The following is a 26,787-nucleotide window of genomic DNA, read 5'->3' on the forward strand; positions in this document are numbered from 1 at the left end:
TCAATGCCCTCCCGCCTGGCCCGAAGCCTTCACGGGCGAAAAGAAAAACGTGAGCGGTATGAACATGAACGCGAAGATCGCGCACGCGGCGAACACGTCGAGATACGCGAGGATGGTCGCCTGCGATACGAGCGTCTTGTACATCTGCCCGGTCGCGGCGGACATCGCTTGCGACATCGTCTGGCCACTGTCCATCAGCGTGCGCGCGATGCGTTGCACCGACTCGTTGTACGGCTGATTGAGCGGCGTCAGATGCTCGACCATATGCGCCATGTTCGCCTGCGTGCGCTCGCGGATCATCGCGGTCGCGAGCGAGATGCCGATCGATCCCGCGACGTTGCGAAACATCGTGAAGAGCGCGGAGGCATCGTTGTTCAGCGACTTCGGCAGTGACAGATACGCGAGCGTCGTGACCGGCACGAACAGAAAGCCGATGCCGATGGATTGCGCGCTGCGCATCTTCGTCAGCGTCACGTAATCGACGTTCGGCACGAGATGATGCGAATACAAGAGCGCGCATCCCATCAGAAAGAAGCCGAACGCGACGAGAAAGCGCGTCTGGATCACGTTCATCAGCTTGCTGACGACGGGAATCAGGAACACGATGCAGATCGCGCCCGGCGAGAGCACGAGGCCCGCGAGCGTCGCCGTGTAGCCGAGCTGCTGTTGCGCGAGCTGCGGTATCAGCACGGCGCTGCCGTACAGCACCGATGCGAATCCGACGATAGCCGCCGAACCGAGCGCGAAGTTGCGATCTTTCATCACGCGAAGATCGACGACGGGCCGCTTCGCGTACAGCAGCCAGAATGTCGCGCCGACGATGCCTACCGCCGCGAGCACCGCGAACGTCACGATGAAGTTCGACGCGAACCAGTCGTCGTCCTCGCCGCGATCGAGAAATACTTGCAGACAGCCGAGCCCGAGCGCGATGAGGCTGATGCCGACCACATCGATGCCGATCTTCTTCGGGTCTTGCCGTTTTTCCCACGGCGGATCTTCGACGAACTGCATCACCGCGATGGTCGTCAGCACGCCCACCGGCACGTTGATGAGAAAGACCCAGCGCCAGGTGAAGTTATCGGTGATCCAGCCGCCGAGCGTCGGTCCGAGCACCGGCGCGACGACGATCGCCACCGCCGAGATCGAGAACGCGCGGCCGCGCTGCTCGGGCGGAAAGGTATCGAGAATGATCGATTGCTGGCTCGGTTGCAGGCCGCCGCCGAAGAAGCCCTGCAGAATCCGGAAGACGATCAGTTCACCGAGATTCGACGCGATGCCGCACATGAACGAGCAGACCGTGAACGCCCCGATGCAGATGAGAAAGTAGCGCTTGCGCCCGAGTATCTTCGAGAAGTACGCCGAAAGCGGCAGCACGATGCCGTTCGCGACGAGATAGGACGTGAGTGTCCACGTCGCTTCGTCGTAGCTCGCGGACATCGTGCCGGAAATGTGCGGCAGCGCGACGTTCACGATGGTCGTGTCGAGCACTTCCATGAACGCCGCGAGCGTGACGACCACGGCGATGAGCCACGGATTCGCGCTCGGCTTCCAGCCGCTGTGGTCGCGTTCCGCGGTGCTGTCGCTCATGATGTCAATGGCGCAGCATGACGGTCGGCACGACCGAAAGCCCGAGCGGCAGCGATGTGCCCGGCTTCAATCCATCGTCGATGACGATCTTCACCGGCACGCGCTGCACGATCTTCACGAAGTTGCCCGTCGCGTTTTCGGCGGGGAACGCGGAGAAGCGCGAGCCGCTGCCGAGCTGCACGCTGTCGACGTGGCCGTGCAGCTTCATGTCGGGATACGCATCGACGTCGATATCGACCTTGTCGCCCGGCTGCATCCGATCCAGTTGCGACTCCTTGAAGTTCGCGCTGATCCAGACGCGCGTCGTGACGAGCGAAAGTATCGACGTGCCCGCCTGCAGGAACGTGCCGTATTGCACGTTGCGCTTCGTGATCCAGCCATCGGCGGGCGCGCGCAGTTCCGTGTACGAGAGATTCAGTTGCGCCGATTCGACTTGCGCCTGCGCCTGCCGCACTTGCTGACGCCGCTCCTCGACGGTCGCCACGACTTGCGCGATCTGCTGCGGCACGAGGCTCGCGGTGCGGACCTGCGCACGCGCCTGCGCGACGTTCGCCTGCGCGCTCTTTTGCTGCGCGTCCGCGGTGTCGATGTTTTGTTGCGACGTCGCGCGGATATCGACGGAATGCTGCCGCTCGTACGCCGCGCTCGCCTGCGCGAGATTGGCGCGCGCGTTGAGCTCCTGCGCCTGGGCCTCTGCGAGCTGCGCGGGATACTGCACGCGCGCCACTTCGAGCTGCGTTTGCGCCGCGTGCAGTTGCGCCTGCGCGAGACCGAGCTGCGCGTTGGCCTGATCGAGTTGCGCCTGATAATCGCGCGGATCGATCCTGATGAGCAGATCGCCCTTGTGCACGAAGCGGTTGTCGTCGATGTTCATCGTCACGACATAGCCCGATACCTTCGGCGCGATCGTGACGGCATCGCCGTCGGTGTAGGCGTCGTCGGTGCTGACCTGATTGCGCGTCAGGAACCACCAGACGAACGCGCCGATCGCCAGCACCACGACGACGACGCCCAGAATGATCAGCGGCTTTTTGCCGGGCTTCTTGCGCGCTTTGTCTTCCGCTTTGTCTTCCGCTTTGTCGCCGTCGTCTTTCGCGTCCTTGCGATCATTCTCGCGCGCTTCGTCTTGAGTATCGGAGTCGTCTCGGTCTGACATCGCCGCTCGCTATCGGGTAATCGGATGAGTCCCGGACGAACGCCGGGCGAAGTTGCGCGAATGCCGGAGCGCTCGGACGCTCGATCAAGGCATTCGGAAGGCACACGATCAGCAAACGGTATTCCCTTACGGTTTCGATACGCGAAGGCGCAGCGGCGCGGGCGCAATGGCCAGCGATCCAGTCGCTTTGTAAAAGATGCAATTGCGCGCTCATTTCCCGCTAACTTTGCGAGCCGATCATCCGCTCTGAACCAAACAGACGGAGACTCATCATGTACAAGCACATTCTCGTCGCGGTCGGCACGAGCCTCAGCGAAAGCGCCCTGACCACCGCCATCACGCGCGCCCGCGACTGCAACGCGCGGCTGACCGCGCTGCACATCGTCGATCAGGCGCCGTGGTGGGCCATCGTCACCGCCGACAGCAATCCGGGCGAAACGCTCGATGTCATCGAGGATCACGCGCGCGCCGTCACGCGCTATGCGGCGCGATTGATCGATAGCGCGGGCATCGACGGCATTGCGCGCAGTGTCACGCAGCCGCTCGACGGCACGAGCGTCGGCGAACTGATCGCGCGCGAGGCGAAAGCGGCGGGCGCGGATCTGATCGTGCTCGGCGGCGAGGCGGAAACCGGCTGGCGGCACGGCGAAGCGCGTCTGCGCGATGTGGTGTGCTCGCACGCAACATGCGACGTGCTGATCGCGGCGCACGCGAGCGCACCGCTTTCCGCAGGATTGGCTCACGCGCGCGTCGCCGCTTCGTCGGCCTGCGCTGGCACGCGCGTATCACATCGTCAGAGCGCGCCGCGCAAGTGAGCTGCAAGCTGCACGATGCCGATCGAAATCTGCTTCTCACGTTTCGGATCGAGCCGGCCGACCGGCACGCTCGTCGATACCGCGACGCGCTTGCCCGCCGGCGTCATCCCGACGTAAGCCGCGAAACACGCGAGGCCTTCCGCGACTTCCTCGCGCTCGACCGCGAGACCGCTCGCGCGAATCGACGCGAGTTCGCGCAGTAGCGCCGCGCGCCGCGTGATGGTGCGCGGCGTCACCGCTTCGAGACGGTCGGGCAGGCGCTCGATCACGGCTTCATCGGTCATTCCGGAAAGCAGCGCCTTGCCGAGCGCGCAGCAATGCGCGGGCAGACGCGAGCCGAGATCCGACACGAGCCGCACCGGACGATGCGCGTCCTCGCGCGCGATGTAGACAACCTGCACGCCGTCGAGCACGGCGAGCTGCACGACCTCGTTGTGCTTGTTGATGAACGCGCCGGCGCCTTCGCGAAACGCGGCTTGCAGCTTGTCGTGCCGCACATAGGCGTTGCCGAGCTCGAAGAGACCGACGCCGATCATGTAGCCGTCGTCGCGCTTTTCGATCCATTGCATGCGCGCGAGCGTTTCCAGCATCAGATAAAGCGTGCTGCGCGAGAGGCCGGTTTGTTCCGCGAGCGCGGCCGCACGCACCGGTTTCGCGGCGGCGGCGAGCGCTTCGAGAATGTCGCTGGCGCGGCGCAGCGCGGGAACGTCGTAAGTTTTTTCCATGACCGCATTATTCCAACGGGTTGGACATTTAATCAACCCAATGGACACTCTTCGACACGCGGGCTACGATCGGCATTCCTTTCCCGCCTGTCATCGCATTCATGCAAACCGTCAACGTCTCCTCCTGTCTGCCCGAAGATTTCGCCGACGCCGTGCTGATCGGCCGTGTCTGGCGCCCTGCGCCCGTGAACGGTCCCGCCGTCGTCGCGGTGCGCAAGGGCGAAGTGTTCGACATCACGCGCGCCGCGCCGACCACCGCCGACCTCTTCGATCACGCCGATGCGCTCGACATCGCCCGCAACGCCGAAGGCGAGCATCTCGGCAACGTTCAGGATCTGCTGCAAGCGACGCTCGATGCATCCGCCGGCGGCCTGCGCCTGCTCGCGCCCTGCGACGTGCAGGCGGTGAAGGCGTGCGGCGTCACGTTCGCGGTGAGTTTGCTGGAGCGCGTCATCGAAGAGCAGGCGGGCGGCGACGCAAGCCGCGCGCAGGAAGTGCGCGACACGATCAACAAGCTGATCGGCGCGGATCTGTCGAAGATCGAGCCCGGCTCGGACGCCGCGATGAAGCTGAAGGCCGAACTGGAGCGTCGCGGCGCGTGGTCGCAATACATGGAAGTGGGAATCGGGCCGGACGCGGAAGTGTTTTCGAAGTCGCAGCCGATGTCGTCGGTCGGGTTCGGCGCGGATGTCGGCCTGTATCCGACGTCGAAATGGAACAACCCGGAGCCGGAGATCGTGCTGGCGGTGAATGCGCGTGGCGAGATCGTCGGCGCGACGCTCGGCAACGACGTGAATCTGCGCGATATCGAAGGCCGCAGCGCGCTGTTGCTGGGCAAGGCGAAGGACAACAACGCGTCGTGCGCGATCGGCCCGTTCGTGCGTCTTTTCGACGAGCGCTTCACGCTGGATTCGGTGCGCGCGACGAGCGTGTCGCTGCGCATCGAAGGCGCGGACGATGGCTTCGTGCTCGAAGGCGTGAGCCACATGAGCGAGATCAGCCGCGATCCGGCGGATCTCGTCACGCAGACGCACGGCGCGCATCATCAGTATCCGGATGGATTCATGCTGTTCCTCGGCACGATGTTCTCGCCGATCAAGGACCGCGACACCGAAGGCGGCGGCTTCACGCATCATCTCGGCGATGTCGTGACGATCTCGACGCCCAGTCTCGGCGCGCTCGTCAATACGGTGAAGCTGTCGACGGAAATCGAGCCGTGGACGTTCGGGGTGCGGGCGCTGTATCGGAGTCTTGCGGCGCGGGGGCTGGTTTAACGCGCTCTAAGAAGCCCCGAACCGAAACCCCTTCGCTGCCCCTCTCGTCACCAGTTGCACCGGCGTTTCCATATACGGCGACAAGTCTCTCTGCCGCCGCTTCTCCACGAGCGCCTTCACCGCGACATCCAGACCGAACACCGCCTGCCGCGCGCCGAATTGCTCGACGGTCGCAAGCAGGCGGCCGTCGTCGAGCATCGGCTGCACGGTTTCGATGTTGTTGTAGCCCGTCACCAGCACGCGGCCCCTTTTTCCGGCGATGCGGATCGCGTCGATCGCGCCCATCGCGATGTTGTCGTTCGCGCAGAGCAAGCCGCGCAAGTCCGGATGCGCATAGAGCATCTCCAGCGCACTCGCCTTGCCGCTTACGAGGGTCCAGTCGCCGCTGTCCACGGCGGCGATACGCATGCCCGCCGCGTTCATCGCGTCCGTGAAGCCGACCGTGCGCTGCTGCGCGTTGCGATCGTTCGCCGGCCCGCCGATGATCCCGACTTCATCGCCCGCCTTCAGCTTCGAGCCGAGATACCCACCGACGAGCCTCGCCCCGCGCCGGCTGTCCGGTCCGACGAACGGAATCGTGACGCGCGCCGCGTCCTGAGCGGCTTCGTCGAAAGGATTGTCGATGGCGATCACGATGATGCCCGCCGCGATCGCCTTCGCCGCCACCGGCAGCAGCGCCTTCGAATCCGCCGGCGCGATGACGATCGCGTTGACCTTCGCTTCGATGAGCGACTCGACGATGTGAATCTGCCCGGCGACGTCGTTGTCGGTGAGCGTGCCGTTCGTCGTGAGATCGAGCTGCGATGCGTAATGGCGCTGATAGTTGCGCGCGCCTTCGATCATCGACACGACGAACGGATCGCCGAGCGACTTCATCACGAGCGCGACGGTCGCCTTGTCCGATGCCGCGCGCACGTCGCGCACGCGCGCGAACGCACACGCGCTCATGGCGCATGCGGCAAGCAGGCGGCGGCGGACGAGGCTCGTCATGAAATTTTGAGACGGATGAAAACGTCCCATTGTAGACGCACGCGGTCGGCCGTCCGATGAGGACAAATTCTCAGCGCGAGGCCGCTTCCACGAGCGCGGCCGCGCCGTTATCCGCTGCTTCGACGTTCATTTTTTCCACGCGAGCGCGATGAACTCGGCGCACAGCGCTTCCATGCCGAGCGCGTCTTCATCGTCGAAGCGGTTCGGCACGGGGCTATCGACGTCCCACACGCCGATCAGCGCGCCGTCGCTTCCGACGAGCGGCACGACGATCTCCGAGCGCGACGCCGAATCGCAGGCGATGTGGCCCGGAAACGCGTGCACGTCCGGCACCACCTGCGTGCGCCGTTCGCGCGCCGCCGTGCCGCAGACGCCGCGTCCAAGCGCGATCCGCACGCACGCCGGCTTGCCCTGAAACGGCCCGACGACGAGTTCGGTGCCGTCGAACAGATAGAAGCCGGCCCAGTTCAGATCCGGCAGCGTGTGATAGATGAGGGACGAAAAATTCGCCGCGTTGGCGATGAAGTCGGTTTCATCGGCGATGAGCGCGCGGGCTTGCTGCAGCAGATCGTCGTATTGCGCGGCCTTGGTCGCGTGCGTGGCTTCGGAAATCGAGAACATGAAACGGCGGCCAATGTGTCGAAAAGTGTCGCCGACGATAGCACATCGATCCGCACGACGCTGCGCGCACCGCGCGTCGAAAGCTGGCTGCAAAGCCGTGTCGCAAAGCTTGGAACTGACGATTGCATCGCCTAGTGTGAAAGCGCACCGGGTCTGCGGTTTGCAATGGTCGCGCAGCGCGTTTCGAATTCCGCTGAACAAAATGCTTCGGGATTTCCCTGCTTTACTTCGCCGCGCCGTCGGTCTTAAATAAATCAACTTGATTTAATTAATGGCCACGACTCGATGGCCGGCTACTTCGGAGACAGCGCGTGAAATCCCCAAGCGGCAGAGGCAGCAATTCCGCGAGCGTGCGCCGGTACAACGAACGTCTGCTGTTGCAGGCGCTGCGGCGCACCGAGCCGGCATCGAAGGCCGATCTCGCGCGTCACGCGAATCTCACGAGCACGGCGGTCGGCAGCATCGTCGAATCGTTGGAAAATGCGGGCCTGATCGAATACACCGGTCGTCGTCTCGAAGGCCAGCGCGGTCAGCCCGCGTCGCTGATCCGGCTCGATCCGCGCGGCGCGTTCGGTATCGGCGTGCGGCTGGATCGCACGGGCATCGAAACGGTGCTCGTGAATTTCGCCGGCGACGTGCTCGCCCGCAGCGCGCTGGACGCCATCCTGCCGCATCCGTCCGAAGTGCTCAAAATCGTGCAACGCGATGTCAAAAGCATGCTTCGCCTGCTTTCCGAGCCGGAGCGCGAGCGGCTGACGGGCATCGGCATCGCGCAGCCCTTCAATCTCGGCAGCTGGCTGCGCGAACTCGGCCTGCCCGCCGAACGCTTCCGCGCGTGGGACGAAACCGATTTCGCCGATGAACTGGCGCGCACGCTCTCGCTGCCGGTTTTCAGCGAAAACGACGGCAACGCCGCCGCGACGGCCGAGCTTTTCTACGGCCACGGCCGCAGTTGCGACGACTTCGTCTATCTCTTTCTCGGCTCCGCGATTGGCGGCGGCATCGCGATCAACGGCGACTGCCTGCGCGGCGCGTCGGGCAATGCGGGCGACATCGGCGTGATTCCGGTGCCGCCAAGCCGCCTGCCGTCCGCGCCGCAACCGGCCGGCCAGTGGGACATCCTGCTGTCGCGCGCATCGCTGAACGCGCTCGTGCGGCATCTCAACTACTGTGGCGCCGCGGCGGATAACCGCGTCGATCTGCAGGCTTGCATCGAGCGCAGTCTTCCCGCCGTCGACGAATGGATCGACGACTGCATCGAAGCGCTCGCGCCCGCCCTGCGCGCGACGCTCTGCGTGCTCGACGTGCCGATGGTCGTGATCGATTCCGACATCGACGGCGGCCTCCTCGACAAGCTCGTCGCACGTCTGTCGACGACGCTCGCCGCCAACGCGCCCGAAGCGCGCGGCACCCCGACGCTCGTGCGCGGCTCCTTCGGCCCGGATGCGGGCGCGATCGGCGCGGCCACGTTGCCGATGTTCTTCAACTTCTCACCGCGCGCGGCGATCCGCCACGCGGGCATCAAACCGCAGGAGATGAACCATGCCGCATGATGCTTCCAGCCGACCGCCGCTGCTCGAAATGCGCGGCATCAGCAAAACCTTTCCCGGCGTGCGCGCGTTGAACGACGTGCGTCTGTCGGTCTATCCCGGCGAAGTGCATTCGCTGATGGGCGAAAACGGCGCGGGCAAATCCACGCTGATGAAAATCCTCTCGGGCGCGTATCAGGCCGATGCGGGCGGAGAAATCCTGATCGACGGCAAGACCGTCACCATCGGCGGGCCGCTCGCCGCGCGCGCGCTCGGCGTCGCGGTGATCTATCAGGAACTGAGCCTCGCGCCGAATCTTTCCGTCGCGGAGAACATTTACGCGGGGCGCGAATTGCGGCGCGGCAGGCTCGTCGATCGCGCGGGCATGGAGCGCGGGTGCACCGACGTGCTCAAGCGTCTCGGTGCGAACTTCAAGCCGCATACGCTCGTCGGCGACCTGTCGATCGCGGAGCGGCAACTCGTCGAAATCGCGCGCGCCGTGCATGCTCACGCGCGCATCCTCGTGATGGACGAGCCGACCACGCCGCTCTCCTCGCGCGAAACCGATCGCCTGTTCGAGCTCGTGCGGCAACTGCGCGAGGAAGGCATCGCGATCATCTACATCAGTCATCGGATGGCGGAGATTTATGAACTGAGCGACCGCGTTTCGGTGCTGCGCGACGGCGCGTACGTCGGCACGCTGATGCGCGACGAACTCTCCGCCGACAGCCTCGTCAAGATGATGGTCGGCCGCGACATCTCCGGCTTCTACAAGAAGCAGCACGCGCCTTACGATCCGGGCAACGTCGTGCTGTCCGTGCGCGATATGGCGGACGGCAATCGCGTGAAAGGATGCAGCCTCGATCTGCACAAGGGCGAAGTGCTGGGCATCGCGGGACTCGTCGGCGCGGGACGCACGGAGTTCGCGCGTCTGATCTTCGGCGCGGAACCGGCGATACGCGGCGAAGTGTCGATGCACGGGAAGCCGCTCAAGCTGCGCACGCCGCGCGACGCGATCGATGCCGGTCTCGTCTATCTGACGGAAGACCGCAAGGGCCAGGGCCTCTTCCTCGACATGAGCGTGCGCGACAACATCAATATCACCGTCGCCGGACGCGATGCGAAAGCCGGCGTGATGGACCTGCCGCGCGGCAACGCGCGCGCGAAAGACGCCATCGCCGCGCTGACCATCCGCGTGCCGAACATGCGCGTGAACGTGGGCGCGCTGTCAGGCGGCAATCAGCAGAAGGTGCTGCTGTCGCGCCTGCTCGAAACCAAGCCCGAAGTGCTGATTCTCGACGAGCCGACACGTGGCGTCGATATCGGCGCGAAGTCGGAGATTTATCGAATCATCAACGATCTCGCGCGGTCGGGCGTCGGCGTGATCGTCATCTCGAGCGAGCTGCCGGAAGTGATCGGCGTGGCGGACCGCGTGCTCGTGATGCGCGAAGGCGAAATCGCGGGCGAACTCGGCGGCCATTCGGGCAAGCCGATTTCGCAGGAAGGGATCATCGAACTGGCGACGGGCTCGAAGGTCGCGCTCGATCAGGCGGCTTAAAGGATATCTGGAGAGAGACATGGCTAACACGACGAAACACCACGACAGCGCGCCGGTTGCGAAGGCGGAGAGCGTATCGCAGCGGCAGAACCGCATCGAGCATCGCGAACGCATGCAGGTGCTGATGCGAACCGCGGGCATGCTGCCCGTGCTGATCCTGCTGTGCATCGGCTTCGGCATCGTCACCGACGGCTTCTTCAGCTTCCAGAATCTGTCGATCGTCACGCAGCAGGCATCGATCAACATCGTGCTCGCGGCGGGCATGACTTTCGTGATTCTGACGGGCGGCATCGACTTGTCGGTCGGCTCGATTCTCTCGGCGGGCGCGGTCGCCGCACTGCTCGCATCGAACATTCCGGGATGGGGATGGCTCGGCATTCCCGCCGCGCTCGCCGTCGGTCTCGGCTTCGGCGTCATCAACGGATTGCTGATCGCGCTGCTCAAGCTGCCGCCGTTCATCGTGACGCTCGGTTCGCTGACCGCCGTGCGCGGTATCGCGCGGCTCATCGGTCACGATACGACGATCTTCAATCCGCAATTGCCGTTCGCGTTCATCGGCAACGACACGCTCTTCGGCGTGCCCTGGCTCGTCATCATCGCGCTGCTCGTCGTGCTGGTGTCGTGGTTCATCCTGCGACGCACGGTGCTCGGACTGCGCATCTATTCGGTCGGCGGCAATCCGGAAGCGGCGCGTCTTTCCGGCATCAAGGTGTGGGGCATCCAGCTTTTCGTCTACGCGATCTCGGGCCTGCTCGCCGGTCTCGGCGCCGTGATGTCGGCCGCGCGTCTCTACGCCGCGAACGGTTTGCAACTCGGCCAGTCGTATGAACTCGACGCCATCGCCGCGGTCATTCTCGGCGGCACGAGCTTCGTCGGCGGCGTGGGTTCGATCGTCGGCACGCTGGTCGGCGCACTCATCATCGCGGTGCTCTCCAACGGCCTCGTGCTGCTCGGCGTGTCGGATATCTGGCAGTACATCATCAAGGGCCTCGTGATCATCGGCGCGGTGGCGCTCGATCGTTACCGTCAGCGCGGCTCGGCTCGCACCTGATCTGGCTAAACCGGGCGCATTCGGGTCCGCTTGCGCCCGCCCTCAAAAATATGGACCACCCCGGAGACAACAACATGCGCAAACACAACAAGCTTTTCGCCAGCGTCGCACTCGCTCTCGGTTTCACGATGTCGCTATCCGCGCACGCCGCCGACAAGCAGTTGAAGTCCATCGGCATCACGGTCGGCTCGCTCGGCAATCCGTACTTCGTGACGATCTCGAAGGGCGCGGAAGCGAAGGCCAAGACGCTCAATCCGAACGTGAAGGTGACGGCTGTTTCGTCGGATTACGACATGAACAAGCAGTTCACGCAGATCGACAATTTCATTTCGGCGAAGGTCGACATGATCCTGCTGAACGCCGTCGATCCGAAGGCGATCGAGCCGGCGGTGAAGAAGGCGCAGAAGGCGGGCATCGTCGTGGTCGCGGTGGACGTCGCGGCGGCCGGCGCGGACGCGACCGTGCAGACCAACAATGTGCAGGCCGGCGAGATTGCCTGCGATTATCTGGCGAAGAAGCTCAACGGCAAGGGCAACGTGGTGATCGAGAACGGGCCGCAAGTGTCGGCGGTGATCGATCGCGTGAACGGTTGCAAGAGCGTGCTCGCGAAGAACCCGGGCATCAAGGTACTTTCCGACGATCAGGACGCGAAAGGCTCGCGCGAAGGCGGCATGAACGCGATGCAGGGTTATCTGACGCGTTTCCCGAAGCTCGACGGCGTGTTCGCGATCAACGATCCGCAAGCGATCGGCACGGACCTCGCGGCGAAGCAACTGCATCGGAACAACATCGTGATTACGTCGGTGGATGGCGCGCCCGATATCGAAACCGCGCTCAAGACCGACACGATGGTTCAGGCGTCGGCGAGCCAGGATCCGTGGGCGATGGCGCAGCAGGCGGTGAGCGTCGGCTACGATCTGATGAACGGCAAGAAGCCCGCCAACTCGACGATCCTGTTGCCGTCGACGCTCGTCACGCGCGACAACGTCGGCAGCTATAAGGGATGGTCGTCGCCGCGATGAGCGACATCGTCGCTATTTGATCGGCACCACGCGCAGCGCGCTCGGCTTGTCCGGCGCGCTCGACCGATCCACGACGACGAGCCGTTTGCGCGCGACGTCCACCGCCACGCCGCGCGGCGATTGCAGATCGTCGGCGATGACCGTCGCGCGGCCGCGCTTCGAGATGCTGCATACGGCGTGCGCGCCGCATTTCGTGAAGAGCCGGCCGTCGGGCGTCGCGGCCATCAGGTCGGGCGCATCGACGGTCGCGAAGACATCGCTCGCCGGCACGGGCGCGCTCGCCGCCCGCGCCGACTGCAAGTCCACCTGATAGATGCGGTTCGCGGCCTGATCGCTGATGTAGAGCGTGTCGCCGACCGTAGCCAAGCCGACCGGCTTGCCCAATCCGGTGACGATGTCGCGCTCGATCACCTGCCGCGGCGCCGTGCCACGCGTAATCACGCTGACGCCGCCTTCTGCCGGCGCGCCACCCTCCTCCATGAACCAGCTCGACAGAAACGTGCCGCCATCGAGCACGAGCAGGCCGACACGCCGCCGCGCGGAATTCGTGTCCGATGCGAGCGCGACCTGACCGCTCGGCGCGACATCGTAGATCGCGGCCGACGTGCCGAAGCCGAATTGCTCGACGAGCAGATGACCGTTCGGCGCGAACGCGATCTGGCTCAGGCTCGTGCGTTCGCCCTCGGCTGCCGGAATGCGCGCGTAGAGCGAAAAGGCGGGCGCGTCCTCTTCGCCGATATGCGACGTCATCACGACGCCGTTGGTCCGGTCGTCGGTGACGAACACGGCGCCGTCCGAATCGCGCACTGCGACGCCGTTTGGCGTGCCCGCGAGCGGGACGGTTTGCACGGCCGCGTCCTGCGGGACGGAGCCGCACGCCGCGAGAAACATCGTCATTGCGATTGCCGCCATCAGCCGACGCTTCATGCGCTTCTCCCGTCGATGAGCCCGGCGCAAGGGCGTCGGACCGAACGACCAATATAGCGCGGCTTGCGACGGGTCAATCCGGCGAAGCGTCGTATCCGCGCTTGAATGCGGACGCCCGGGCCGGCCGTTCCCATGCCGCCAGCCGTTGCAGCGCGACGAGTCCGAGCAGCGCGAGCGCGAGTCCCAACGTGAAATCAGCGTGTACGCCCGCACGGTCGACGATCGTGCCGCCGACCGCCGATCCCACCGCAATCGCCACCTGGATGATGCTCACGAACATTGCGGAGCCCGCTTCGGGCAAGTCCGCCGTGCCGCGCTGAATCCACACGCTGAAGCACAGCGGCAAGGCGCCGAACGCAATGCCCCACAGCAGCATCCCCGCCGTTTCGCCGATGATCGAGTGCTCCAGCAGCAGCATCGACGAAATCGCGCCGAGCAGCAGCAACACCATCGCGGCGACCGACTTCTTGAGATGACCGGAGACGACCATCGACATCAGCGCATTCGAGAAGAAGCCGACGAGGCCGAAGCCGAAGAGCAGCAGCGTGATCGTGCTCAACGAGAAGTCCTGTTCGAGCAGCGGCGCGATGTACGTGTAGGTCGAGAAATGCGCGCCGAAAACGAGCGCGACCATCAGCATGCTCAATCGCGTGTGAGGACGCGCGAGCAGCTTTCTGAAATCGGCGATGCGCAACGCCGATGCCGACGGCAACGAAGGCACGAGCAGCGCCTGTGCAATCAGCGCCACGGCGACGAGTCCCGCCGTCGCCGCGAACGAGAAACGCCACGACGCGAACGACGCGATGAACGTGCCGAGCGGCACGCCGACGACCGTCGCGAGCGTCACGCCGGTCAGAATGGTCGCGGTGGCCTTCGCTGCATCTTTCGGCTGCACGAGTCGCGGCGCGGCGGCGGTCGCAAGGGTCCAGAAGCCGCCCAACGCGGCGCCGAGCATGGCGCGGCCCGCGAGCATGACCGGCAGATTGTTCGCGACGGCGCTGACGAGGTTCGCGATCAGAAGGACGGCGGTGAGGAGCAGGAAGACATATCGCCGATCCATTCGACCCGCGCTGACTATGAGCGTCGGGGCGAATATCGCGGCCATGACGCCGGGCGTCGTCACCATGAGACCCGCGACGCCGGGCGACACGCCGAGATCGTGCGCGATCTGCGGCAGCAAGCCGACGGGCAGGAATTCGGCCGTCACGAACGCGAACGCGCTCACGGCCACGGCGATGACGGCGAGCCATTGGCGCATCGACGTCGAACGTCCTTCCGGCGATGCTGCAATTGCTGGTGTATCGATTTGCATGATGGCACTGAGGCTAGATTGGAGTTGGCCACTTTAAGCGCGCTTCCAATCGGGAAAAAGCCGTGTGCCTTGAACAGAGATGCCGGCGCGGACGAACAATGTCCGCGCCGGCTGGTGAATCAGCCCTGCACGAATGCGAGCAGGTCTGCGTTGAGGACGTCCGCGTTGACGGTCAGCATGCCGTGCGAGAAGCCCGGATACGTCTTCAGCGTGCCGTTCTTCAGCAGCTTGATGGACTTCAGCGCGGCATCGGCGATCGGCACGATCTGGTCATCCTCGCCATGCAGAACGAGCGTGGGGACGGAGATCGACTTGAGATCTTCGGTCTGATCCGTTTCCGAGAACGCCTTGATGCCCTCGTAGTGCGCCTTGGCGCTGCCCATCATGCCCTGACGCCACCAGTTCTGGATGACGCCCTGATGCACCGTCGCGCCCGGGCGGTTGAAGCCGTAGAACGGACCTGCGGGCACATCGACGAAGAACTGCGCGCGGTTGTCCGCGAGCCCTTTGCGCAAACCGTCGAAGACGTCGATAGGCAGGCCTTCCGGGTTGGCTTCCGTCTTCAGCATGAGCGGCGGCACAGCGCTGACGAGGACCGCCTTCGCGACGCGTCCCGCCGGTTCGCCGTGCTTCGCGACATAGCGGGCGACTTCACCGCCGCCCGTCGAATGTCCGATATGGATTGCGTTGCGCAGATCGAGCGCCTCGACGACCGCGAAGGCGTCGGCGGCGTAGTGATCCATGTCGTGACCGTCCGAGACTTGCGACGAGCGGCCGTGTCCGCGCCGGTCGTGCGCGATCACGCGATATCCCTTCTGGACGAAAAACAGCAATTGCGCGTCCCAATCGTCGGAAGAAAGCGGCCAGCCGTGATGGAAAACGATGGGCTGCGCGTCCTTCGGGCCCCAATCCTTGTAGAAAATTTCGACGTTATCTTTGGTCGTGACGAACGGCATGACAATCCTCTCTCGTTGATGGGATGGAGCGGGATGCCGGCTGGGCGGATCGCTCAGCCGGCTGCGACGTTCTCGCGGGTAGAACAGTACACGTTTGCCCATTTTGTTGCCCAATCGTGCGCCGGGCATGCCGATTATGTGCGGACAGAAATGTCATCGGTGCGACATCGTAATATATTCCCGGATATAGCCCATTTCGAGCGACCCCATGTTTCGAGGAATCATGTCGTCATCGAGCCAGAGCAATTCGAGTAGCCCATATATCGAGATTGGCGGCGCGGTGCAAAGGCCGCTGACGCTCGATGTCGCCGCAATGCGCGAATTCGGGCGCGTGAGCATCGAACCGTTCGATCTCGTGTGCTTTTCGACGGGCCGCTACATTCGACCGATGGGAAGCTATCGCGGCGTGCCATTGCGCGTGCTGCTCGACGCCGCGGGCGTGCGCCGGCCGGACAACACTGATTTCAAGCGCACCGTGTTCCTCGCGTACGCGCACGATGGCTATGCGGTGACGTTCTCCTGGCACGAGCTTTTCAATACGCCGATCGGCGCGCAGGTGATTGCGCGTATGAGTGCGAGGATCGCGAACTTGGCATCGAGGACGGATTGCCGGTGCTCGTTTCCGGCGCGGACACGGTGCGCGCGCCGCGCCATCTGAAGCGCCTCGCGCGCGTCGATGCCCACGTTCTGGGTGCGTCGCATCGATGAACGGATCGGCCGATCGCATGCTGTTCGCGCGGGAAATCGGCGCGACGATCACTTCGGCGAAGGAAGTCGCGCTTGCGCGAGGCGTTGAGACGACGTGTGCGCCGGGTTGTCCGCGATGTGAGGATTTTGTGATCCGGTATCCGGACACGCCCTAGATCGCCGCGCACAGACCGGGACTCGCGCTCGTTCGTTCCAAACTCAGAATTTCCCCACTCGAATAGGCGCCTCGCATCTCGCGAGGCGTTTCTTCTTTCAGAGTTATCCGTATGAATTTTCAGTTAAGGATGGCTGAAAATTCGGAGTTCTCTGCCGCTAAGCAGTGGCGCGCAGACGCTGACCCCGCCGACTCAATCCCGAAAAGAATCATGAATAAGGGTTTTTACAAACTCGTCTATAGCCGCGTGCGGCATATGCTCGTCGCCGTCGCGGACTTCGCCAGCGCTCATCGCACCGCGCCCGGCGCGCGTCGTCCCGCGACGCGCTCTCATCACGCCGGGTCCGTGCCCGCATTGCGCGCGCTCGTTCTCGCCGCGATGGTCCTTATCGGCAATGTCATCCTGAGCGCGCCGTCAATTGCACAGATAGTCGCGGTGCCCGGCTCGGGCGCTCAAGTCATAGAGACGCAAAACGGGTTGCCGCAAGTCAATATCTCGCGACCCAGTTCGGCGGGCGTGTCGGTCAACAATTATTCACAATTCGACGTCCAGCGCCAGGGCGCGATCCTGAATAACGCTGCAACCATCACGCAGACGCAACAGGCCGGATACGTGAATGGCAATCCGAATCTGACGCCCGGTCGTGAGGCGCGGATCATCGTCAATCAGGTGCAGAGTAATTCGCCGTCGCAATTGCGCGGGTATCTCGAAGTGGCGGGATCGCGCGCAGAGGTGGTCGTCGCGAATCCGCAAGGGATTCGGGTCGACGGCGCGGGTTTCATTAATACGTCCCGAGCCGTGTTGACGACCGGAACGCCGAATTTCGGGCCATCGGGGAATCTGACGGGCTTCAACGTCACAGGCGGGACGATCACGGTACAAGGCGCCGGTCTCAATGTGACGAACGTCGATCAGGTCGATCTATTGAGTCGCGCTATTCAAGCCAACGCGGCGATTTATGCGAACAACCTGAACGTGGTCGCGGGCGCGAATCAGATCGATCACGACACGCTCAACGCTACGCCGATCGCGGGCACTGGTCCGGCGCCGTCGGTGGCGATCGACGTCGGCGCGCTCGGTGGCATGTATTCGAATCGCATCTATCTGACATCCAACGAATACGGTGTGGGCGTCAGCAATCGCGGGATTCTGGCGGCGCAGGCCGGCGATCTGACGCTCAAGTCCAATGGCCAGCTCGTGCTCGCGGGAACGACGAACGCAAGCGGGAGCATGAGCGTATCGGCGCGCGATGGCATCGATAACAGCGGCGTGACGTATGCTCAGCGCGACGTGATCGTCGCGACATCGGGCGCGCTGACGAACAGTGGCACGCTCGCGGCGCAGCGGAATACGAGCGTCAATGCGGGCAGCGTCGCATCGACTGGAACGCTCGGCGCGGGCGTCAATCAGGATGGCACGGTCGCGCAAGGCGGCGATTTGACCGTTCTGGCTTCGGGCGCACTGAATGCGACTGGCCGGAACGTCGCGGGCGGCAACGCGACGCTTGCGGCCAGCAGCCTCAATCTCGCAAGCAGCCAGACGGCGGCAAACGGGAACGTGTCGCTCGCAGCGAACGGGGGCGACCTGAATCTATCCGGCGCGACGACGAGCGCCGGCGGGTCGATCAACGCCGACGCGACGGACGCGCTCATCAACGACCACGGCACGATGACCGCCGGCAACGGCCTGACGCTCAACGCGGGCCGTGTGTCGAATCAAAGCGGTCAGGTTTCGGCGCATGGGCCGCTCGTCATCCAGTCGGCCGGGCAGATTGCCAATCAGCGCGGCTCTTTCGTATCTGACGGCACAATGCAGGTGCGCGGCGGCGTCATCGCGAACAGCCAGGGGACGATGCAAAGCGCTGCGGCCCTGTCGGTATCGGGTACATCGCTCGACAACACCGCGGGGCGCATCACCTCGCTCAATGGCGATGGTCTGACGATCACCACAACGGGCCAGCTCACGAACGCGGCCGGGACCACCGCCAGCGGCGCGCAAGGCGGAGTGATCGGCGGCAATGGTGCGGTCACGCTGCGAGGCGGAAGCATCGCCAATCACGGCACGGTGAACGCGCAGACGGACTTGCAAGTCACGGGCGCCTCGCTCGATAACAACAGCGGAACGCTTCGCGCGGCGAACAACGCGACTGTCGATGCCGGCGCGCAGTTGACGAATAGCGGCGGGACGATCTCGGCGGGCCAGCGCGCCAAGCTCAACGCGCGCACGCTCGATAACAGCGGCGGCACCACGCAAGCCGCGCAACTGGCCATCACGGCCACGAATCTGGCCAATCGCGCGGGCGTCATCACGCAGACGGGCGCGGGGCCGATGTCTGTCGCGGTGTCGGGCACGCTCGACAATTCGAACGGCGGCAGGCTGGAGAGCAACAGCACCGACCTTACGCTCGCTCCCGCCACGCTCATCAACGACGGCGGCACGATCACGCATGCCGGCAACGGCACGCAGATCGTCGATGCGGGCAACGGCGCGGGCACGCTGTCGAACGCGGGCGGCACGATTCAGAGCAACGGGCAAGTCGTGGCGCGGGCCGGTACCTTCGACAATGCATCGGGCAAGCTCACCGGTCAGAACGGACTGGCGGCGACGGTTGTGGGCGCGCTGAACAACACGAACGGCAAGCTGCTGTCGAACAAGGATCTGAGCCTTGCCAGCGGCACGCTGATCAATAACGGCGGGCAGATCGGCGCGGGCGCGAACGCCTCGGTTCATACCGGATCGCTGACGAACAACGGCGGCTCGATCGTCGCTCCGAATCTCACGTTGACGAGCGACAGCACGCTCGATAACAACGGCGGCGACATCGAGGCGAATCAGCTTGCGCTGACGGCGGCCGACCTCCTGAACCGCGGCGGCACAATCACGCAGTACGGCGCGTCGCCGATGGACTTCAACGTCAATGGCACGTTCGACAATTCGAACGGCGGCACGCTGCAGAGCAACAGCACCGATCTGACGCTTGCGCCCGCGGCGCTCATCAACGACGGCGGCGCGATTCTCGCCGCCGGATCCGGCACGCTGACGATCGCGCCCGGCAACGGTGCGGGCGCGTTCTCGAACGCGGGCGGCAAGATCGTCGCCGCTGGCCGGATCGAAGCGCAAGCGGCCAGCCTGAACAATGCGAAGGGTGTGCTGGCCGCGCAGGGCGACATCGCGGCCAACGTCGCGGGCGGGGTGGACAACACGCAAGGCGCGATCCGCGCGCTGTCGTCGCTGTCGCTCGCGAATGGCGGCGCGCTGACCAACACGAACGGGCAGATCCAGTCCGGCACGGGCGCCGCTGGCGATGCGAGCACGCTAAATGTGCGGGCGTCGTCCATCGACAATACGAACGGTCTCGTCGGCAATCTCGGCACCGGCGAGATGACGGTCGAAGGCGGCAGCCGTATCATCAACACCGGCGGCGTGATGACGGGCAACGGCAAGATCGCCGTCGATACCGCGACGCTCGTCAACACGCAGGGCGCGCAGCTGAGCGGCGCGAACCTCACGGTGCAGGCGGACACCGTGGACAACAGCGCGGGCCGGATCGGCAGTCTCGCCGGCTCGAACGGCGATGTCGCCATCACGACGACCGGTGCGATCACGAACGCGAACGGTCAGATCGGCGCCACGCGAGACCTGTCGGTGAGTGCGACCGCGCTGATGGGCGGCGGCGCGTACAGCGCAGCCCACGATGTGGCGGTGCGCGTGCAGGGAGATTTCGCGCCCACTCCGGATGTTCAGTTCAACGCGGGGCACGATCTGACTTTCACGTTGCCCGGCACGTTCACCAACGGCGCGCTGCTTCAGGCGGTCAACAATCTCGGCATCGACGCGGGCGATATCGTCAACAGCGGCACGCTGATGGCGGGCGGCACGCTCACGACGCACTCGAACGCACTAGACAATACCGGCGCGATCGTCGGCGGCAGCGTCTCGCTCAACGCGACGCAAACCATCAGGAACGCCGGGCCGACTGCGCTGATCGGCGCAACGGACAGCGACGGCCTGCTCGAGTTGCTCGCGCCCACGATCGAGAATCGCGACGACACGACGATGACCGACACGCAGGCCACGACCGCGATTTTCGGTCTGGGCCGCGTCGTGCTGGCGGGCGGCAAGGACGCGAACGGCGACTACACGAAAGCGAACCTGATCCGCAACCAGTCGGCGCTGATCGAATCGGCGGGCGATATGGAACTGCACGCCGATCAAGTGACTAACACCCGCACGACGATGACCACGACCGGCCTGAATCAGCAGGTCGATCCGGCGCTGCTGGACCAGTTGGGCATCAGCATGTCGGGATGTACGGCCGTGGTGATGGCCGCCTGTTCGGGCCAGGACGTGGGCTGGACCAGCTCGACCCCGGATATGATCGGCGGCGTCAACATCGAGCCGCCGCACGGCGGGCAGTGGAACAGTGGCTATCAGTACACGACTTACACGGGCGTGGCGGTGGCGAACCTGATCGCCGGCATCAGTCCGCAGGCGCAGATCGTGGCCGGCGGCAAGGTCGATGCGTCGTCGGTGGGGCTGTTTCAGAACTACTGGAGCGCAGTGGCGGCGGCGGGCGATCTCTCGATGCCAGTCTCGCTCGACCAGAACAGCTGGCGGGGCCAGAGTGCGCCGCAAGTGCAGGTAACGTACTCGGGCTACTACCACTACAACAACTACGACAACTCGGAGCACAACTGGACATTGCCGTTCGGCGATGCGCCGTTCGCGGGCGGCGGACCGGGCGGCTACACGCAGGCCGCGCCCGCTGACATTCGCACTTATGCGCTGCCGAGCTACGAATCGAGCTTCGTCGGCGGCGGCACGCTCTCGGGTACGGGCGTCAGCATCGACAATACGGCGGCCAATGCCGGGATTCCGTCGCTCGGACTTGCGCCCGGCCAGGCGCTCTCCGGCGTGACGATCGGCGGGCTGAGCGGCAATGCGGGCGGCACGAAGGCGGGCGCGGCGAGCGTCAACGGTGGCTCGGGGCTGGTCAATCCGATCATCGCGAGCGCGACCGCGCTCAATGTCCTGAGCAACCTGACGATCCCGCAGGGCGGGCTGTTCAGACCGTCGGGCACGCCGGGCGCGAACTACCTGATCGAGACGAACCCCGCCTTCACGAACCAGAAGTCGTTCATCTCCAGCGACTACTTCCTGCAGCAACTGGGCTTCGATCCGCAGGTCACGGAGAAGCGTCTGGGCGATGGTTTCTACGAGCAACAACTCGTGCGCAACCAGATCACATCGCTGACGGGCCGCGCGGTATTGGGCCCTTACACCGACCTCGAATCGATGTACGAGTCGCTGCTGACCGCGGGGGCATCGCTCGTCAAGTCGCTGGATTTGCCGCTGGGCATGGCCTTGTCGCCGGAGCAGGTGGCGGCGCTCACTTCCAACGTCATCATCCTGCAGACGCAAGTGGTCAACGGGCAGTCCGTGCTGGTGCCGGTCGTCTATCTTGCTGCGGGCAGCCAGCAGAAGATGCAAGGGCCGCTGATCGCGGCGAGCGATGTCGACCTGAAGAACGCGCAGACCTTCACCAACAGCGGCACGGTGCAGGCGGGCAATACGCTGTCGATCGATGGCAAGGCAATCGACAACGCGTTCGGCACGCTGCAAAGCGGCGGGCTGATGTTGCTGACGACGAAGGGCAACGTCGATCTGACGTCGTCGACGGTGAACGCGGGCAGTCTGGCGCTGAAGGCGGGCGGCGACCTGATCCTCAATACGGCGGTCAATACGGTCGATCAGGTGAGCGCGACGGGCGCGACGCGCACCACGACGACGCTCGGACCAATTGCGAACCTGAACGTGGCGGGCAACGCGCTCATCGTGACCGGTGGGAACGTCGAGCAGAACGCGGGCAATCTGAACGTGGGCGGCGGCCTCGACATGACCGTGGGTGGAGACTGGAACCTCGGCGCGGCGCAGACGGGCGAACATAAGGTCGTCGAGCGCGCCAACGGCGTGTCGAACACCAACATCAATCAGATGACGGGCAGCTCGGTGGTCGTCGGTGGTGTGTCGGAGATCGGTGTCGGAGGCGATCTGACCGCGACCGGTGCGAACATCGACCTGGGCGGTGGCGGTGTCGTCGCGGTCAAGGGCGACGTGACGCTGCAGGCGGCCAAGGCGACATCGACCATCGACAGCAACAGTTCGGGCAGCGACAGCCACGGCAGTTACGCGGAGTCGATGCATCGGTCGGATGACAGGCTGACGGCGACTACCCTCAACGCGGGCGATTCGCTTACCGTGGCGTCAGGCAAGGATATCAATCTGACGGGCAGCGCGATCAGCCTCGATAAAGGCAAGGCGACGCTGGCGGCAGCGGGCAACGTCAATATCGGCGCGGCGACTGAAACGCACGTCGACAATTCGCAGGAAACGCATAGCCATAGCAATGTCGTGAGCGGCAAGGAGGTGGCGAGTTCGAGCTCCACGACGACCACCTTGAATCGGGGCAGCCTGATTTCCGCCGATGGGGTGACGATCGCAAGCGATAGGGACATCAATGTGGCGGGCAGTACGATCGTGGCCACCAATGATGTCAGCTTGAACGCTGCGCATGATGTGAATATCACCACGACGCAGGACACGAGCCAGTCGAGCGCGTCCCACCAGGAAAGGAAGTCGGGTTTTGGCACGGCGGGCATCGGCATTTCGTATGGCACGCAAGACCAGAAAGACACGGTCAACGATTCGTCGGCGACGAACAACGCGAGTCTGATCGGCAGTACGGGCGGCAACGTGACGGTGCAGGCGGGCAACACGCTGCACATCACGGGTTCGGACGTGCTCGCAGCAGGCAACGTGACGGGGACGGGCGCGGAAGTGATCATCGACGCGTCGCAGGACGATCGACATCACGATGAAACGCATGAGATGAAGAGTTCGGGCTTTACGCTTGGGTTTAAGTCTTCGGTCATCGATGCGATTCAAGCGGCCGGTCAGCAAGCGCGCGCGGCGGAGAATGGCTCGGGCAACACGCGTGTAGACGCGTTGCACGCGTTGGCTGCGGGTGGCAGCCTGCTCAACGGCGCCAATCCGATGATGCAAGGTCACGCGCCGGACTGGAAGGTCGAACTGAGCTTCGGCTCATCGAGCAGCAAGTCGACATTCTCCGAGGACAGCACGCAGCACAATGGCTCGAACATCACGGCGGGCGGCACGGCGACATTCATCGCGAAGGGTAACGGCACGCCGGGAAGCGGCAACGTCACTATTGCCGGCTCGAACGTGAACGCAAGCGACGTAGTGCTGGCGGCGGCCAATCAGGTCAACCTGATCCATTCGACGGATACGGACAGTACGCGCAGCAGCAACGAATCGAAGAGCGGCAGCGTCGGCGTGTCGTTTGGGTCCCAGGCGTATGGGATCTCGGCCTCGGGGAGCCGCGCACATGGCGATGCCAACGCGGATTCGGCGGCGCAGAATAATACGCATATCAGCGGCGCTAATAGTGTAAGCATCGTGTCGGGTGGCGATACGAACATCAAGGGCGCGACGGTCGATGGCGGGCAGGTGTCGGCGTTGATCGGCGGCAATCTGAACATCGAGTCGGTGCAGGATACGAGCCACAGCGCGGCGCATCAGGCGAGTCAGAGCGCCGGTGTCAGCATCAGCCAGGCGGGCGGCAGCGCGAGCTACAGCCAGCAGAAGGGCGACGCGCATGGTGACTATGCGGGCGTTGAGGAACAGTCAGGCATCCATGCGGGTGCGGGCGGGTTCGACATCAACGTGAAGGGGAATACCGACCTGAAGGGTGCGTATATCTCGAGCGATGCGGAGGCCGCAAAGAACACGGTCACGACGGGCACCCTGAGTTTCAGCGATATCGCGAACGCGTCGAACTACGATGCGAAGAGCAGTGGGTTCAGCGCAGGCGGGTCCATGGGGGCACCGAACAGCGCGAAGGCCAATGGTGTGACGGCGGTATCCAATGGCGGGGGCGTCTCGCCGATGATCTCGCAGAACGACAGCGGCAACGAGCACGCGACGACGAAGAGTGGGATCAGTGCTGGGACGATCACCGTCACGGACGGCACGAATCAGAAGCAGGACGTCGAGAGCCTGAACCGCGATACGACGGGTCTGAACGGCACGGTAAGCAAGCTGCCGGACCTGCAGAATCTGCTGAATCAGCAGGCGAGCACACAGCAGGCGGCGGCGATCGTCGCGCAGACGGTGGCGACACAGATCGGCAATTATGCGGATGGCAAGAAGCGAGAGGCAGAAGCTTCGGGCGATCAGGCCACGGCGGATAAGTGGAAGGAAGGTGGCGAGTATCGGATTGCGATGCATATCGCGGGTGGGGCGGCGGTGGCGGGACTCGGTGGTGGCAGTGTTGCGGGTGGAGCGGCGGGAGCGGGGATATCGGCGGCGTTGGCGGGCAATCTGAACGATGTGAGCAACGCGATCACGGGCGCGAGTCCGACCGGCAATGCTGATGCGGATCGAGCGTTGGGTAATATCATCGCGAATGCGCTGGCTACGGGTGCGGGCGCGGCGGTGGGCGGTAACAGCGGTGCATCGATCGGTTCAGCTGTCGACATGTACAACGCTGAGCCGCATTGCACGAACCAGAAGTGTGAAGGCAGTACTCCCGGTTCGGTTTCGGCGGGGATACGCAATGGTATGGTTTCGTTAGCCGAGATGGCCGTGAACCTGCCCAATGGCGGGCCATTTGCAACGCCCGACGATCCGGGGTATATCTCGCTGGATGGGTTTCGCGTGCCCTATGCAGCGGGCGATCAAGTCGGGCCGAACGTGGAGTTCTGGGCTGCGGTGCTGGCGACCAGAGGCGCGGGAAAGGGCGCGGCGGCTGAAGCCAAAGCACTTACAGAAGCGGAAGCGTTCGAAAGATCGCTTGTAACTCTGCCGCCAGGGGAGCGAGTTGCTCAGGTGAAACAGACCGCGCAGACCGTAGCTGCTGATAACAACTGGACCAAGGATTCACAACTCAGCCGTCTTAACGGACGGGATGTATATCGAGCGGACGACGGGACGCTTTATGCCGTTGATTCGCAGCATGGACGCTTCGAGCAAGTCAACGGAAAGACCGGCGCGCATATGGGCGAAGTTAGTATGCGTGGCTTGACGCCAACAAAGCCTGCGGATATGTCAGGACGACACGACCTCAAATTGAAATGACGACTTGGAAAAAACTAATCGAGAGCGCTGATTCCGAACTGACGCGAGGCATGTTGCTTCGGTTTGCGGCAGGAGAGTCATTCGAAAGCCACGTAGTTATGATGGTTTGTGAAGCCCCCGACAAGTCAGATCGACTTGGCCTGATAACGATCAGCGGCTATAAGGCTGGGATCAACTGCTATGTTGTGTTTCCGAACAGAACTGCTCCATATCAGGTTTCGATTCGATGGCTTATCGATAACTGGCAGCTTTGGGTCTGGCCTAATGGTGACGTCAATGAAGTTGAAATTCATCAGCCATTGAATGCTTTCGAGATCGAGTAAAAACAAACCCAGCCTAGCGCGGAAGCTTCGCGCCGGGTTTGTTGTTTGTAGCGTCGCCAACGCGGCGCCAGTCGGGCGTTAGCAACTGGAAGGAAGGTGGCGAGTATCGGGTTGCGATGCACGTAGCCGGTGGGGCTGCGGTGGCGGGACTCGGTGGGGGAAGTGTTGCGAGCGCGGCGCAGGGTGCGGCAGGAGCGGGAATATCGGCGGCGGCTGCGGGTACGCTCAATGAGTTGAGTCACGACATCGCGGCATCGAGTCCGACCGGTAACGCAGACGCGGATCGAGCGCTCGGCAACATTATTGCGAACGTGCTCGCCACGACTGCGGGCGCTGTTGCGGGTGGTGCTACCGGGGCGGCGACTGCATCCAGTACTGACATGTTCAATCGGTCCGCTCATGATGGTGCAGGCGGTGACAAGAAGCCGAAGGATCTGGTGTCGCAGGTGTGCCCGGCCACAGTGCAGTGTAGTGACGCGATGCTGAATGCCGCGATTCAGGCGCAGGGTGATCTGGCACAGCAGGCGTCAGGGGCAATATCGCCGAATTACGCTACGCTGAATTTCGGCGTGCTGTCGGGTTCCGCAGGCGGGATAGTTAATCTGGATGATGGGACCAAGTATCTAGCCGTCGGTGTGGGACAAAGCAACCCGTCAGCTATTTCATGGTCGCCAGGTGGAAGCGCGACGCTTGGCTGGATCTGGGGAGCACGGGGAGCGGACGCGACCAATGCATTCCTCAATGGAGATGGCAATCAAGCGTTTATCTCTATACCAACGCCTTGGCGATTCAACGTCGTCGGCGCATTAACACATGCTTACGGTGGGTCCACCGCGCTTGAAGTGGGAATTGGGTCGCCTGGTGGCACGTCGTTTGGGATCGTGCCTTGGAGTCATTCAACGCCGGTTGGAAACAAGTAAGG

16 protein-coding genes and 2 pseudogenes are annotated in these 26,787 nt (G+C 63.9%); 10 read left to right on the forward strand and 8 right to left on the reverse strand.

What is annotated here, in order from left to right; all coding sequences use genetic code 11:
* The gene (locus QCE49_RS24520) at positions 1-1,587 is read right to left on the reverse strand and encodes a DHA2 family efflux MFS transporter permease subunit (RefSeq protein WP_250458186.1); all 1,587 of its coding nucleotides are present in this window, start codon (positions 1,585-1,587) and stop codon (positions 1-3) included.
* Between the two features lie 4 nt (positions 1,588-1,591).
* Positions 1,592-2,743, reverse strand: coding sequence for an HlyD family secretion protein (locus tag QCE49_RS24525; protein WP_250458187.1), 1,152 nt, complete (start codon positions 2,741-2,743; stop codon positions 1,592-1,594).
* A 272-nt stretch (positions 2,744-3,015) separates the two neighbouring features.
* Between QCE49_RS24525 and QCE49_RS24530 the strand changes: the two genes are divergently transcribed.
* The gene (locus QCE49_RS24530) at positions 3,016-3,558 is read left to right on the forward strand and encodes a universal stress protein (protein ID WP_250436905.1); all 543 of its coding nucleotides are present in this window, start codon (positions 3,016-3,018) and stop codon (positions 3,556-3,558) included.
* Here the strand turns inward: QCE49_RS24530 and QCE49_RS24535 are convergent.
* On the reverse strand, positions 3,537-4,283 hold the full coding sequence (locus tag QCE49_RS24535; RefSeq protein WP_008349131.1) for an IclR family transcriptional regulator: 747 nt from the start codon (positions 4,281-4,283) through the stop codon (positions 3,537-3,539). The two genes, QCE49_RS24530 and QCE49_RS24535, sit on opposite strands and share 22 nt — an antisense overlap.
* A gap of 101 nt (positions 4,284-4,384) precedes the next feature.
* Between QCE49_RS24535 and QCE49_RS24540 the strand changes: the two genes are divergently transcribed.
* Positions 4,385-5,557, forward strand: coding sequence for a fumarylacetoacetate hydrolase family protein (locus QCE49_RS24540; protein ID WP_008349133.1), 1,173 nt, complete (start codon positions 4,385-4,387; stop codon positions 5,555-5,557).
* A gap of 6 nt (positions 5,558-5,563) precedes the next feature.
* Here QCE49_RS24540 and QCE49_RS24545 read toward each other — a convergent pair whose 3' ends face one another.
* The gene (locus QCE49_RS24545) at positions 5,564-6,547 is read right to left on the reverse strand and encodes a substrate-binding domain-containing protein (protein WP_033536490.1); all 984 of its coding nucleotides are present in this window, start codon (positions 6,545-6,547) and stop codon (positions 5,564-5,566) included.
* A gap of 126 nt (positions 6,548-6,673) precedes the next feature.
* The gene (locus tag QCE49_RS24550; RefSeq protein ID WP_175982672.1) at positions 6,674-7,168 is read right to left on the reverse strand and encodes a GAF domain-containing protein; all 495 of its coding nucleotides are present in this window, start codon (positions 7,166-7,168) and stop codon (positions 6,674-6,676) included.
* A gap of 311 nt (positions 7,169-7,479) precedes the next feature.
* Here QCE49_RS24550 and QCE49_RS24555 point away from each other — a divergent pair, with 311 nt between their 5' ends.
* The 4 genes and pseudogenes from QCE49_RS24555 (at position 7,480) to QCE49_RS24570 (ending at position 12,328) form a co-directional block, all read left to right on the forward strand.
* The gene (locus QCE49_RS24555) at positions 7,480-8,721 is read left to right on the forward strand and encodes an ROK family transcriptional regulator (protein WP_175982673.1); all 1,242 of its coding nucleotides are present in this window, start codon (positions 7,480-7,482) and stop codon (positions 8,719-8,721) included.
* Positions 8,711-10,255: a sugar ABC transporter ATP-binding protein gene (locus tag QCE49_RS24560; protein WP_250441223.1), complete on the forward strand. Its 1,545-nt coding sequence runs from the start codon at positions 8,711-8,713 to the stop codon at positions 10,253-10,255. Before QCE49_RS24555 ends, QCE49_RS24560 begins: the two co-directional genes overlap by 11 nt.
* 100 nt (positions 10,256-10,355) lie before the next feature.
* Positions 10,356-11,306 (forward strand): annotated as a pseudogene (locus QCE49_RS24565) (ABC transporter permease subunit); the annotation flags it as partial.
* 128 nt (positions 11,307-11,434) lie between these two features.
* Positions 11,435-12,328, forward strand: coding sequence for an ABC transporter substrate-binding protein (locus tag QCE49_RS24570; RefSeq protein ID WP_404989962.1), 894 nt, complete (start codon positions 11,435-11,437; stop codon positions 12,326-12,328).
* 12 nt (positions 12,329-12,340) lie between these two features.
* Here QCE49_RS24570 and QCE49_RS24575 read toward each other — a convergent pair whose 3' ends face one another.
* The 3 genes from QCE49_RS24575 to QCE49_RS24585 form a co-directional block, all read right to left on the reverse strand.
* Positions 12,341-13,255, reverse strand: a complete 915-nt coding sequence (locus QCE49_RS24575; RefSeq protein ID WP_250458188.1) for a hypothetical protein — start codon at positions 13,253-13,255, stop codon at positions 12,341-12,343.
* Between the two features lie 73 nt (positions 13,256-13,328).
* A complete protein-coding gene (locus QCE49_RS24580; RefSeq protein WP_033536488.1) occupies positions 13,329-14,567 on the reverse strand; it encodes an MFS transporter in 1,239 nt (412 codons plus the stop codon).
* 119 nt (positions 14,568-14,686) lie between these two features.
* Positions 14,687-15,523, reverse strand: coding sequence for an alpha/beta fold hydrolase (locus tag QCE49_RS24585; protein ID WP_008349142.1), 837 nt, complete (start codon positions 15,521-15,523; stop codon positions 14,687-14,689).
* Between the two features lie 223 nt (positions 15,524-15,746).
* Here QCE49_RS24585 and QCE49_RS24590 point away from each other — a divergent pair.
* From QCE49_RS24590 to QCE49_RS24605, 4 genes and pseudogenes are all read left to right on the forward strand, one after another.
* A pseudogene (locus QCE49_RS24590) lies at positions 15,747-16,231 on the forward strand (molybdopterin-dependent oxidoreductase).
* Between the two features lie 365 nt (positions 16,232-16,596).
* Complete coding sequence (locus QCE49_RS24595; RefSeq protein ID WP_250458190.1) at positions 16,597-25,542, forward strand: hemagglutinin repeat-containing protein; 8,946 nt, start codon at positions 16,597-16,599, stop codon at positions 25,540-25,542.
* Positions 25,539-25,865, forward strand: coding sequence for an Imm45 family immunity protein (gene imm45, locus QCE49_RS24600; protein ID WP_250458191.1), 327 nt, complete (start codon positions 25,539-25,541; stop codon positions 25,863-25,865). Before QCE49_RS24595 ends, imm45 begins: the two co-directional genes overlap by 4 nt.
* 380 nt (positions 25,866-26,245) lie before the next feature.
* Positions 26,246-26,785: a polymorphic toxin type 22 domain-containing protein gene (locus tag QCE49_RS24605; protein ID WP_250458192.1), complete on the forward strand. Its 540-nt coding sequence runs from the start codon at positions 26,246-26,248 to the stop codon at positions 26,783-26,785.
* Positions 26,786-26,787 lie beyond the last annotated feature (2 nt).

This window comes from Caballeronia sp. LZ008, from assembly GCF_031451435.1.
Lineage (GTDB): Bacteria > Pseudomonadota > Gammaproteobacteria > Burkholderiales > Burkholderiaceae > Caballeronia > Caballeronia zhejiangensis.